The 12,200-nt window shown below is 71.6% G+C and carries 12 protein-coding genes; 6 read left to right on the top strand and 6 right to left on the bottom strand.

Annotated features, from left to right (window positions below):
- Positions 1 to 126: 126 nt before the first annotated feature.
- From ACWEVN_RS25710 to ACWEVN_RS25685, 6 genes are all read right to left on the bottom strand, one after another.
- The gene (locus ACWEVN_RS25710) at positions 127 to 777 is read right to left on the bottom strand and encodes a hypothetical protein (protein ID WP_449686627.1); all 651 of its coding nucleotides are present in this window, start codon (positions 775 to 777) and stop codon (positions 127 to 129) included.
- Positions 778 to 946: 169 nt separating this feature from the next.
- Entirely contained in the window at positions 947 to 1,768 is an 822-nt protein-coding gene (locus tag ACWEVN_RS25705; RefSeq protein WP_449686626.1) for a class II fructose-bisphosphate aldolase, read from the bottom strand.
- Complete coding sequence (locus ACWEVN_RS25700) at positions 1,765 to 2,682, bottom strand: 1-phosphofructokinase family hexose kinase (RefSeq protein ID WP_452052995.1); 918 nt, start codon at positions 2,680 to 2,682, stop codon at positions 1,765 to 1,767. Before ACWEVN_RS25700 ends, ACWEVN_RS25705 begins: the two co-directional genes overlap by 4 nt.
- Complete coding sequence (locus tag ACWEVN_RS25695; RefSeq protein WP_449686624.1) at positions 2,679 to 3,575, bottom strand: DMT family transporter; 897 nt, start codon at positions 3,573 to 3,575, stop codon at positions 2,679 to 2,681. The genes ACWEVN_RS25700 and ACWEVN_RS25695 overlap by 4 nt, the downstream gene beginning before the upstream one ends.
- A 9-nt stretch (positions 3,576 to 3,584) precedes the next feature.
- Complete coding sequence (locus tag ACWEVN_RS25690) at positions 3,585 to 4,541, bottom strand: N-acetylglucosamine kinase (protein WP_452052994.1); 957 nt, start codon at positions 4,539 to 4,541, stop codon at positions 3,585 to 3,587.
- A gap of 1 nt (position 4,542) precedes the next feature.
- Positions 4,543 to 5,664 carry an SIS domain-containing protein gene (locus ACWEVN_RS25685; RefSeq protein ID WP_452052993.1) on the bottom strand — a complete coding sequence of 374 codons (1,122 nt, stop codon included), beginning with the start codon at positions 5,662 to 5,664 and terminating at the stop codon, positions 4,543 to 4,545.
- A gap of 127 nt (positions 5,665 to 5,791) precedes the next feature.
- Here ACWEVN_RS25685 and ACWEVN_RS25680 point away from each other — a divergent pair, with 127 nt between their 5' ends.
- The 6 genes from ACWEVN_RS25680 (at position 5,792) to melA (ending at position 12,105) form a co-directional block, all read left to right on the top strand.
- Entirely contained in the window at positions 5,792 to 6,589 is a 798-nt protein-coding gene (locus ACWEVN_RS25680; RefSeq protein ID WP_449686621.1) for a DeoR/GlpR family DNA-binding transcription regulator, read from the top strand.
- A 91-nt stretch (positions 6,590 to 6,680) separates the two neighbouring features.
- Positions 6,681 to 7,496: an endo alpha-1,4 polygalactosaminidase gene (locus tag ACWEVN_RS25675; protein ID WP_452052992.1), complete on the top strand. Its 816-nt coding sequence runs from the start codon at positions 6,681 to 6,683 to the stop codon at positions 7,494 to 7,496.
- Positions 7,497 to 7,702: 206 nt separating this feature from the next.
- Positions 7,703 to 8,968 (top strand): ABC transporter substrate-binding protein, encoded by a 1,266-nt coding sequence (locus tag ACWEVN_RS25670; protein ID WP_452052991.1) that lies wholly within the window; start codon positions 7,703 to 7,705, stop codon positions 8,966 to 8,968.
- 9 nt (positions 8,969 to 8,977) lie between these two features.
- Positions 8,978 to 9,892 (top strand): carbohydrate ABC transporter permease, encoded by a 915-nt coding sequence (locus tag ACWEVN_RS25665; RefSeq protein WP_452052990.1) that lies wholly within the window; start codon positions 8,978 to 8,980, stop codon positions 9,890 to 9,892.
- Complete coding sequence (locus ACWEVN_RS25660) at positions 9,889 to 10,770, top strand: carbohydrate ABC transporter permease (protein WP_449686617.1); 882 nt, start codon at positions 9,889 to 9,891, stop codon at positions 10,768 to 10,770. Before ACWEVN_RS25665 ends, ACWEVN_RS25660 begins: the two co-directional genes overlap by 4 nt.
- Before the next feature lie 27 nt (positions 10,771 to 10,797).
- The gene (gene melA / locus ACWEVN_RS25655; protein WP_452052989.1) at positions 10,798 to 12,105 is read left to right on the top strand and encodes an alpha-galactosidase; all 1,308 of its coding nucleotides are present in this window, start codon (positions 10,798 to 10,800) and stop codon (positions 12,103 to 12,105) included.
- Positions 12,106 to 12,200 lie beyond the last annotated feature (95 nt).

Raw genomic sequence — 12,200 nt, 5'->3', positions numbered from 1 at the left:
TTAATCTTCCGCCCCCCACCTACAACAACACCAAAACCCAAACACTCTTCCCCTACACCCCGCTCTCCCTATCTGTAACACCGGCCGGGGGGCGGTGCCCTCCGCGGAGGGCACCGCCCCATTCCGCTAACCCACCTGCTTCTGCATCTCCTCCTTCTCGAACCGGGACGGCCGGGCCCTGGCGATCCGGGCGATCGCCGCGCCCCACTCGTCGCCGGGCGCGCCGCTCAGCCCGCCGAGGACCCCGCGGCAGGCGGCCTTCCAGCCCTCCGGTCCGACCTCGCCGAGTCCGAGCGCGGCCGCCACCTCGGCCTGCAGTTGCGCGTCGATCAGCCGGTAGCCGTAGTAGAAGTACAGCGGGATCAGCGACGGGTCCTCGGCGTTCAGGGTGACGACCGTCTTGCCGTTGTCGCCGGCGTAGGTCTCGGCCTTCGCCATCAGCGCGCTGACCGGGCTCTCGCCTCCCGGCCACTTCGCGTTTTCGGCTTTGGGCTTGGCGATGATGTGGTGGAGCACCAGCTTCCCCCAGAGCCCGACCTTCATCACCGCGAGGACCTCGTCCTCGTGCGAGGCGACGAAGTAGTGTTCCTTGGCCGACGTCGCCCCGCCCAGGCCGTCGGCCATCGACTTGATCTCCTTGACCACGTACTCGCGATCGGTGTACTTCAGCTGCCGCTTCGGCTGCGCTTTGAGCACCCCCGGGGCGAGGTCGATCCAGGCCAGCAGCACCTTGACGACCGCCGCCCGGTCCCCCACCTGCACTTCGGTGATCTGCATGCGTGCACGTTCCCTCCACGCCCGAAGGCGTCGTCAGCACGGATTCTCCGAACGAGCTCCGAGCAGGGAGTCGCGCCGGCGTTCCCGGCGTTACACGGGATTCGGCCGAAAGTGTTGCGGCGCAGTCTGTTTCAGCTCGACGGCCGAGTGCACCACCCGGATGGCCGCACTACGCGAGCAGGGTGAGCAGCCGGGCCACCTCGTCCCGGACCGCGTCCCGGCCGGGGGCCAGGTAGCGGCGAGGATCGGTGAGCGCCGAGTGCGATCCGAGCGTCGAACGCACGGCTTCGGTGAGCACCTGGTTCAACCGGGTGCCGACGTTGACCTTCACGATGCCGCTGGCCACCGCCCCGCGCAGGCCTTCGTCGGGTACGCCGGACGAGCCGTGCAGCACCAGCGGCACCGGGACCCGGTGCGCGAGCGCCGCGATCAGCGACTCGTCGAGCACCGCGCTGCGGTCGGCCATGGCGTGCGCGGAGCCGACGGCCACGGCCAGGGAGTCGACGCCGGTCGCCGCGACGAACTCGCGGGCCTCGTCCGGGTCCGTGCGCACGCCGGGAGCGTGGGCGCCGTCCTTGCCGCCGATCTCGCCGAGCTCGGCCTCGACGCGGCAGCCCGCGGCGTGGCAGCGTTCGACGACCGCTTTCGTCCGGGCCACGTTTTCGGCGTAGGGCAACGCGGCGGCGTCGAACATGACCGACGTGATGCCCAGGTCGAGTCCCTCGCGGATGAGCTCCTCGTCCTCGATGTGGTCGAGGTGGACCAGGACGGGCACGGTCGCGGTCTCGGCCAGCCGCAGGCAGGCGAGCGCGAACGGCGCGAGCGAACCGTGATAGCGGACGGCGTTCTGCGAGATCTGCAGGACCACCGGGAACCCGCTGCGCTCCGCGCCGGCCACGACGGCTTCGGCGTGCTCGATCAGGATCGCGTTGAACGCCCCGATCGCGCGCCGCCGGGCACGCAGGTCGTCCAGCAGGGTCGTCCAGTTCATCGGATCCTCTCCACGTTCACCGCCGGAAGCCACCGGTTCCTGGCCGCGAGGTCGATCTCGCCGGCGACCGGCCGCAGCACCGCGGCGGCCGACGTGGCGACGACGTCCGCGAGCGCCGCCGTCCAGTCCACTTCGGACAGTCTGGTCAGGTGCCCGGCCAGCGCGGCGGCGCCCGCGTCCCCGGCCCCGGCCGGATTGCCGGTGACCACCTCGGCGGGCCGGGCCCGCCAGACGCCCTGGGCGGTCACCGCCGTCGCGCCTTCGGCACCGCAGGTCGCCACCACCGCGGGTGCTCCCGCGGCCACGAGGTCCCGGCAGGCGCCGGGCCCGCCCAGGTCCCCGAGCTCGTCCTCGTTCGGCATGAGCACCGCACCGCTTCCGACGACCTCGCGGAGGGCGGCGCCGGAAACGTCGGCGATGACCGGCACACCGTGCCGGGTGCACAGCCGGACCAGCTTCGCGGGGACGTCGGCACCCAGCCCCTCGGGGAGGCTGCCGGAGATCACGACGGCTCCCGCCCCGGCCGCCAGCTCGGCGCCGAGAGCGTCGAGGATGCCGGTTTCCGCGGTCGCGCCGGCCGGGAAGCCGTTCTCCTGCAACATGGTCGTGCCGTCGGCGCGGGTGACCACCGCCACCGTCCGCCGCACCGCGGGCAGCGCCGGGACGAGCCGGTGCGCGAGTTCCAGGCGGTCCAGGCCGTCCCGGAACTCGTCCGGCGTCCGGGTGGTGGTCAGGGCCAGCACCACGCTCTCGCCGCCCAGTTCGCGCACCACGGCCGCGACGTTGACCCCTTTGCCGCCGGCGCGGGACCGGACGTCCGGCACCCGCACGGTCTCCCCCGGGCGCAGCACGTCCACCCGGTAGGTCACGTCGATGGCGGGGTTGAGGGTGATCGTCAGGATCCGGGCGGTCACGGCTCGGCGGTCACTTCCGCGCGGTACACCATCAGGGTCGAGCCGACCAGGGCCAGCACGATGCCCGCGAGCTGGAACCCGGTCGGGGTGGCGCCGAAGAACAGCAGCGACAGGACGATCGTCAGCACGGGCGCGAGGGCGTTGGTCACCGGCGCCACGATCGACGCCTTGCCCCGGCTCATCGCCATCACGAGGAACAGCGCGCCGACCGCGTTGAGCAACTGGGTGCCCGCGGTGAGCGCCGGTGCCTGCCACGGGTACCCCAGCGGGAGCCCGCCCATCATCAGCACCGCGACCGGGATCAGCAGCAGCCCGCTGATCGTCATCCAGCCGAACGTCGACGCGTCGTCGACCCCGGCGAGCGCGGCCTTGCGCATGAAGAACGCCTGCACCCCCCACGCCACGCACACCCCGGCCGCCAGCACCAGGTAGAGCCACCCGCTGTCCCCGCCGTCCCCGGTCGAGACGGAGAACAGGACGACCGCGACCAGCGCGAGCAGCACCCCGGCCCACGACCACCCGCCGAGCCGTTCCCGCAGCGCGACGAAGGCCAGCAGCACGGTGACCGCGGGCGAGAGCGCGACGATCGGGAAGATCACGTAGGCCGGCCCGATCGTCAGGGCCTTGAACAGCACGAGCTGCCCACCCGCACCGGTGAGCCCGATCAGCAGCCCGTAGCCGGCCGCGACCCGGCTCCGGCTGAACTTCTTGCCCCGCAACGAGAACCACGCGGGCACGAGCATGGTCAGCGCCCACACCACGTACACCATCGGGTCGGGGTAGGCGTAGAGCTTGGTGGGCAGGCTGGAAAAGGCGCCCCACACGCCCCAGAACAGCACCAGCAGTCCCGCGTACGGGATCCAGGTGCGGGTGGACACGGCGGTTCCGGTCATTTCGGCTCCTCAGCGAGGCAGGGACGCGGTGGGGTGGACCTGCTCGGCCCGCAACGGGTGCCCGTGCAGGCGCGCCGCGTAGAGCGCGGCACCGATGTGCGGTTCCAGCAGGGGCGCCCGCAGGTCGTACTCGAGGGACAGCGCGTCGCGGAACGACGACAGCACGTGCGCCGACCCGAACACGCCGCCGGAGTACGAGAGCGGAACGCTGTGCCCGGCCTCGAAGCCGAGGGCCGTCCGGCCGACGTCCACGAGCAGGGCGAGCTCGCGCCCGGCCTCCCGCAACACTCCGGTCGCGACCGCGTCCCCGGCGTCCGCGGCCCGGACCACGACCTTGCTCAGGCTCGCGATCCGGCCCCGGTCGCCGTGCCAGCGGTTGACGACGACGTCGATCGCGTCGAAGTCGGCGGCGAGGCCGAGCGCCTGGCGCAGCTCCGCCACGAGGGGGCCGGCGGGCAGCCGTCCGTCGACCATGCGGCTGAACGCGTTCAGGCCCTGGATCGCGACCCAGTAGCCGGAGCCTTCATCGCCGAACAGCTCGCTCCAGCCGCCACCGCGCCACTGCCTGCCGTCGTGCTCGCCGTAGGCGATCGAGCCGGTGCCGGCGACGACGTTGATGCCGTCGATCGCCCCCAGTGACCCGGCCCAGCCGCAGATCATGTCGTTGCCGCAACGGTAGTTCCGGGTGCCGAGGATCCGGCCGGGGATGGCGTCGAGCACCGGCACGTCGGCACTGATCTCCCCGTAGGCGGGCAGGCCGAAGAAGGCGTAGGAGATGTCCGGCACCGGAAGGCCCGCGGCGGCACAGACTTCGCCGATCCCCTGGCGCAGCAACGGTTCCACGATCTGCAGGCCGTCGCTGAGGTAGTACACGCTCGCGGTCTTGGCCTCCGCGACCACCCGGCCGTCCGGGCTGACCAAGCAGAACGCCGTTTTCGTGCCACCGCCGTCGACACCGAGGTACACGTCAGCTCACCTCCGGAGGAGTGAAATCGTGGATGACCACGCCCTGCACCACGCGGTTCACTTCACCGTCGGGGAACGGGTTGTCCGGGGTGACGCCCAGGGCGAGCGAGCAGGCGAGCGCCGTGGTCTGAGCCGCGATCACCGCGAGCAAGGCGTGGCCGGCCACGGGGAGGCCGCGCGGCGAAGGCACGGGCCAGACCCGGGCACCCCCGGTCCCGGTGCCGTCACCCACCACGACCACCCGCTCCTCGCCGAGCGACAGCACCAGTTCGCGGGCGATGTCGACGTCGTACTGCCGCGTGTGCGGATCGGCGGAGAGGAAGACGACGGCGATGGTGCGCTCGTCGAGCACCGATTTCGGGCCGTGCCGGAAACCCAGCGCGGAATCGGCGATGCCGACCACCTCACCCCGGGTCAGCTCCAGGCACTTGAGCGCCGCCTCGCGGGCCAGCCCGCGCAGCGGCCCGGAGCCCAGGAACACCAGCCGGGCCGGCTTGGCGCCGGCGATCGCCGACGCGTGGTCCGCGGCGTCGGCGAGCACGGCCGTCCCGGCGCGGGCCAGCGCCTCCACGTCGACGTCCACGCCGAAGGCGAGCAGGGCGGATAGGGCCATCCCGGTGAACGAGGACGTCATCGCGAATCCGCGGTCGTTGACCTCGTCCGGAAGGGACACCACGACGGCCCGGCCGGCACCGGCCCACCGCCGTGCCAGCTCGCCCGCCGGATCGCAGGTGATGACCAGGTGCGCCAGTTCGGGGGTCAGCCGGTCCAGCAGGTCCGCCGCCGCGACGGACTCGGGGCTGTTGCCGCTGCGTGCGAAGGAGACCAGGAGGATCGGCCGCTCGTCGACCACGGCCAGGGGGTCGGCGACGATCTCGGTGGTCGCGATGGCCTCGACCGGCCGGCCGAGCCGGCGCGCGAGGTCGCGGGCCACGATCTGGCCGACGAACGCCGAAGTGCCCGCCCCGGTGAGGACGATCCGCCGGCCGGGCAAGGCGATCAGCCGCTCGATGTCCGGCCGGGCGCGCCGGACGGCGTCCGCCACCCGGAGCCAGGTGGCGGGCTGCTGCCCGATCTCCCGTGCGGTCCAGCTGTCGCCGGACGACCGCCCGTTGCTGTGCATAGGTGTTGCCTCCGATGTCCGAGGACGTCCTCCGGCAGAGTCATCCGCCGCCGCGCGAGCGGGCAAGGTTCGGTGGCCAAATGCGCATTCGGAGTGAGCGTTTCGGCGGCTGTCGTAGGCTCGCCCCATGTCCACGCGGAAACGGCGCACCACCCGGGCCGAACGGCTCTCGGAGCTGCTGCGCGTGCTCGCGGACACCGGCTCGCTGCAGGTGGGCGAGCTCAGCGCCCGGTTCGGCGTCTCCTCCGCCACGCTGCGGCGTGATCTGGCCAAACTGGAGGAACAGCGGCTGCTGACCCGCACCCACGGTGGCGCCCGGCCCCGGGGACGCACGACCGAAGTGCCGCCGCCCTACCGGGAAAACCGGTCCCGGGACGCCAAACGCGCCATCGTGCAGGCGGCGATCCGCACGCTGCCGTCCGGGCCGCACGTCCTCGCCCTGACCGGCGGCTCCACCACGAGCGAACTCGCCAGGGAACTGCCGGGCCGGGCGGACCTGACCGTCGTCACGAACGCGTTGAACATCGCGATGGACCTGGCCCTGCACCCCCGGCTGAAACTGGTCGTCGTCGGCGGGGTCGCCCGGCCCCAGTCCTACGAGCTGGTCGGGCCCTGGGCCGAGCACGTGCTGGCCTCGATCAGCGTCGGCACCGCGTTCGTCGGCGTGGACGGCATCGACGCGACGGCGGGCATCACCACCCACGACGAGAACGAGGCCCGGACCAACCGCGCCATGCTGGGGCGCGCGCAGCGGGTGATCGTGCTGGCCGACGGCAGCAAGCTCGGGCGCACCACCCTCGCCCGGATGGGGGACATCCGGGACGTGCACGAGGTGATCACCGACTCCTCCGCCGCGCCCGGCGCGGTCGCGGCGATCCGCCGGGCCGGGGTCCGGGTCACCGTGGTCGAAGCCGCCGGCCGGTGAAACGCGCATCGCGAATGCGCGTTTCGTTGACCGCGGTCGCCGTCCTGCCTACCTTTCGCCGTCACCAGCCCCGACGATGACGGAGTTCCGGATGAAGCGTTCCTTCCCCGTCCACGGCAAGCGATTAGCCTCTTTCACGGCCGCGGGCGCGCTGGCCGTCGGCACGCTCACCGCGGTCGCCGCACCGGCGTCGGCCGCGATCACGCTCCCGCCGCAGGCCGCCGGGTTCGACTACCAGATCGGCGGCGCCTACACCCCGCCCTCGGGGGTGCAGATCGTCAGCCGCGACGTCTCCGCGGCCCCGGCGAGCGGGAAGTACAACATCTGCTACCTCAACGCTTTCCAGGCGCAGGAAGGCGCAGACGGCGACTGGCCGAGCGATCTGTTGCTGCGCGACGCGAACGGCAACAAGGTCGTCGATCCGGACTGGAAGGAGACGCTGCTCGACCTGCGCACGGCCGACAAGCGCTCGCGGGTCGCGGCCAAGGTCGGCAGCTGGATCGACACGTGCGCGTCGAAGGGCTACCAGGCGATCGAGCCGGACAACTACGACAGCTACTCGCGGTCGAAGAACCTGCTCACCACCACCCACGCACAGGAGTACATCAAGCTGCTGTCGGCCCACGCCCACGGCAAGAACCTCGCCATCGCCCAGAAGAACACCCCCGAACTGGCCGGCAACCGGGTCGCCAACGGCCTCGACTTCGCCGTCACCGAAGAATGCGGCGAGTACGAGGAGTGCGCCGACTACGCGGGCCCGTTCAACAACCGGGTGGTCGACGTCGAGTACACCGCGTCGGGCATGACCAAGGGCTGCCCGTCGTGGAAGAACAAGATCAGCATGGTCCGGCGGGACCTGTACGTGGTGCCCCAGGGGACGAGCGGGTACGTCCGCAAAACCTGCTGAGGACCCGCCTTGACACGTTCGATCGCGCTCGCTTTACTGCTGTCCACGTCGGGAGCACCGACGTCAGAGGTACGCCCAGCCCGTATGTCGGTTCCACCGCGAGCCCGGACCGAGTCGCCAGGACGCGAGAGTCCGAGGCGGGGTCGTGCCCACCATCATCGGGAGTCGGCGATGATGACTTTCCCCTTCCCCCGCAAGACGAGCTGATGGACCGCCGCGGATTCCTGCGCGGCGCCGGTGGTCTGGCCCTCGGCGCCGCGCTCGCCGGCTGCGGCCCGGCGCGGGCCACCGGGGGCCCGGTCACGGTCGAGGTCTGGCACGGCCAGACCGACACCGGCAAGAAGGTTCTCGACGAGCTCGTCGCGGACTTCCACCGGACCCACCCCGGGATCCGGATCGACCTGGGCGGCGGGGTCCTCGCCGACGCGATGCTGCAGAAGATCACCGCGGCGCTCGCGTCGGGGTCGTTCCCGGACATCGCCTACGTCTTCGGTTCGGACCTCGCCAGCGTGGCGCGCAGCCCCAGCGTCGTCGACGTCACCGACCTCGTCGACGCAGGCCCCGGCTTCTGGGCGCCCGCCCGGGAAGCGGTCACCGTCAACGGCCGCGTCCGCGCGGTCCCGGCGCTGCTCGACTCCCTCGCCGTGGTGTGCAACAAGGAACTGTTCGCGGGCGCCGGGATCCCGCTGCCCGCCGCGGGCTGGACGTGGGCCGAGTTCGTCGCCACGGCGAAGAAGCTCACCGACCCGGGCAACGGCACCTTCGGCACCGCGTGGCCGGCCACCGGCGACGAGGACACCGTGTGGCGGCTGTGGCCGATGGTGTGGGACCTCGGCGGCGACGTCATCGGCGCCGGCGGGCGCGGCATCGGGTTCGCCGGCCAAGGCGTCCGCGCCCTGGAGGTGGTCCGCGACCTCGCCGCGGCGAAGGCCGTCTACCTCGACCCCAAGACCGGCAGCGAGCAGATGTACCAGGCGTTCCAAGCCGGGCACATCGGCATGGTGCCGACCGGGCCGTGGCAGCTGCCCGACATCACCGACGCCGGGGTCGACTACGCGGTCGTGCCGCTGCCGAGCTTCAGCGGCCGCCCGGTCACCATCTCCGGCCCGGACACCTGGACGCTCTTCGACAACGGCGAAGAACGCGTGGCGGCGGCCCGCACCTTCCTGTCCTGGCTGGCAGACCCGGCCCAGGACGTCCGCTGGGACGACGGCGCGGGCAGCCTCCCGCTGAGCCGCCGGACGCAGCAACTGCCCGCGTGGGAGGAGAAAACCGCCGGAACGCCGGGCCTGCCGGTGTTCGTCGACGCGCTGGAGAACGCCCGCGTCCGGCCGGTGCACCCGGCCTACCCGCAGGTGTCGGCGGCGCTCGGCACCGCGATCGTCGCCGTGCTGCTCGGCCGGGCGACACCGGCCGACGCCCTGCGCGACTGCGCCGCGGCCGCGAACGCCGCCCTGATCATTCCGCGATAGGGAGCCGCCATGCCCGGACTGCCGAGGCCCATCACCGTCACACCCATACAACGCCGGCAGCGTCGCGAAACCGCGGCCGCGTGGGCCTACGTCTCCCCCGCCGTGCTCATCATCCTCGGCCTCGGTGTGGTGCCGGTGGCCTGGTCGCTCGTGCTGTCCTTCCAGGCCGACGACCTGGTGACCCCGAGCCGCTGGGTGGGCCTGGACAACTACGCCGCGCTCGCCCAGGACCCGCACTTCGCCCAGGCCGTCGGGAACACCGTGCTGTACACGGTGTTATACGTCCCGCTCAGCATCCTGTTCGGGTTCCTGCTGGCGCAGGCACTGAACCGGCGCATCCGCCTGGTCGGCGTCTACCGGACGCTCGTGTTCGTGCCCTTCGTGCTGTCGGCGACGGCCCAGGGTGTGCTGTTCTCCTTCATCCTCGACCCGCAGTTCGGCGCGGCCAACTCGCTGCTGCACCACCTCGGCGTGTCGCCGCAGGGCTTCCTGACCGACCCGGCGCAGGCGCTGCTGGTGCTGGTCGGCATCACGCTGTGGAGCGGCACCGGCTTCTGCGTCGTGGTGTACCTCGCGGCGCTCCAGGACGTCCCGCCGTCGCTGGTCGAGGCCGCGCGGCTGGACGGCGCCGGGACGTGGCGGGTGCTGCGGCACGTGACGCTGCCCGCGGTCACCCCGGTGACGGCGTTCCTCGTGCTGTGGCAGCTGATCACGTCGCTGCAGGTGTTCGACCTGGTGTACGTGACGACCAAGGGCGGCCCGCTCGGCTCGACCACGGTCATCGTCTACTTCGTCTGGGAGCAGGCGTTCAAGAACTTCACCGCCGGTTACGGCGCGGCGTCGGCCTACGTGCTCGCGCTGGCCCTGCTGGTCGTCGTGGCCGTCCTGCGCGTGCTGCGCCGACCGGGGAAGGCCCTGCGATGACCACACAACCCGCCCGGCTCGACGCACCCGCGACCCGCGCCGCGCTGCCCGTGCTGCGCCGGCCCCGGCTGCCGTTCAGTCCCTGGCACCTGCTGCTCGTGCCGCTGGCACTGGTGTTCGCGGCGCCCTTGGGATGGCTGCTGCTCAGCTCGGTGATGAGCAACGCCGAGATCAACCGGTTCCCGCCCGCGCTGTGGCCGTCCCATGTGGACTTCTCGGGGTACCGCTACGTCCTCGACAACGCGTTGTTCGTGCGCTGGTTCACGAACTCGCTGATCGTCTCGGCGGTCACTGTGGTGTCGAACCTGCTGTTCGGCACGCTCGGCGGGTACGCGTTCGCGCGGATGCGGTTCACCGGCTCGCGGGCGCTGCTCGCGCTGATGGTCGCGACGATGGCGATCCCGTTCCAGCTCACCATGATCCCGACGTTCCTGGTGATGAAGGAGCTCGGCCTGATCGACACCCTCGGCGCGCTCATCGTGCCGTCGCTGGTGACGCCGTTCGCGGTGTTCCTGCTGCGCCAGTTCTTCCTGTCGCTGCCCCGCGAGCTCGAAGAGGCGGCGTGGATCGACGGCTGTTCGCGGCTGCGCGTGCTGTTCACCATCGTCGTTCCGCTGTCCCGGCCCGCGTTGAGCACGGTGGCCGTGCTGACGTTCTTGAGCACCTGGAACGACCTGACCTGGCCGCTGATCGCGGTCAACCACGACACGACGTACACGCTGCAATTGGGGCTCACCACGTTCCAGGGCCAGCACCACACGAACTGGGCCGCGGTGATGGCGGGCAACGTCATCACCGTGCTGCCGGTGCTGCTGGCCTTCCTCGGCGCGCAGAAGACGTTCATCCAGTCCGTCACCTCCAGCGGGCTCAAGGGCTGACCTCCCTCCCAACCTGATCGGAATCCGATGACCCCCAAGATCACCTTCGTCGGCGCCGGCAGCGTCGTGTTCACCCAGGGCCTGCTCGCCGACCTGTTCACCTACCCCGAGCTGGACGGCGTGCACGTCGCCCTGCACGACATCGACCCGGACCGGCTGGCGACCGCGCTGGCCGCGGCGCAGCGGATCGCCGCCGTGCGGGGGGTCGAACCGGTGCTCACCGCGCACGCCGACCGCCGGGAAGCCCTTGCGGGCGCGGACTTCGTCGTGAACATGGTCCAGATCGGGATGGGCGCGGCGACGCGCACCGACTTCGAGGTGCCGGAGGAGTTCGGCCTGCACCAGACCATCGGCGACACCCTCGGCATCGGCGGGATCTTCCGCGCGCTGCGGACGTTCCCCTTCCTCCGGGCGCTCGGAGCGGACATCGCCGACGTCTGCCCGGAGGCGTGGCTGCTGAACTACACGAACCCGATGGCGATGAACGTCCAGTACCTGAGTGAAGCCACCAAGCTGACCCGGGTCGTCGGGCTGTGCCACTCGGTGTACTGGACGGTGCACGGGCTCGCCAGGCTGGTCGGGGTGCCGTTCGAGGAGGTGACCTACGTCGCGGCCGGCGTCAACCACCAGGCGTGGGTGCTGCGCTTCGAGCACGCGGGCGCTTCCCTCTACCCGCGGCTGCGCGAGCTGGCCGAGTCCGACGAGCAGCTGCGGCGGCGCGTCCGGTTCGACATGCTGCGGCGGCTGGGCTACTACCCGACGGAGACGAGCGAGCACTCGGCCGAGTACGTGCCCTGGTACCTCAAGCACGACACCGAAATCGACCGCCTGCGGCTGCCGATCGGCGCCTACCTGGCCATCGTCGCGGAGAACGAGGCCGAGTACGAGCGAACCCGCCGGGCGATCGCGGCCGACGAGCCGCTGCCGGTGGAGGGCACGGGCGAGTACGCCCCGCAGATCGTCCACAGTGTCCTGACCGGAACACCGAGGACGGTGTACGGCAACGTGGTCAACCGGGGCTTGATCGAGAACCTGCCGTCGCGCGGCGTGGTCGAGGTCCCCTGCCTGGTCGACGGCACGGGCCTCCGCCCGACCCGCATCGGCGAGCTGCCCCCGCAACTGGCCGCGCTGAACCGGACGTACTTGAGTGTGAACGAGCTGGTCGTCCGAGCGGCGATCGAGGACAACCCCCACCACATCCGCCACGCGGCGATGGCCGACCCGGCCACGGCGGCGGCGTTGCCGGTGGAGCGGATCTTCTCACTGTGCGACGCGATGGTCCGCGCCCACGGCGACCGGCTCCAGCCCGCGCTGCGGGCGGTGCTCGGGCGGTGAGTCACCCGAGATGAGCGGCTCAGGAGGTGGCGCCGCTCGGGTTCGCTCGTGGTGGGGTGGGCCGCCTCGCGATAGCCGGTGTGGGCTCGCTCCCG

It is taken from the genome of Amycolatopsis sp. NPDC003861 (assembly GCF_053605405.1).
The sequence above is the reverse complement of the archived record's forward strand: the minus strand, read 5'-3'. Positions and strand labels throughout refer to the sequence as shown.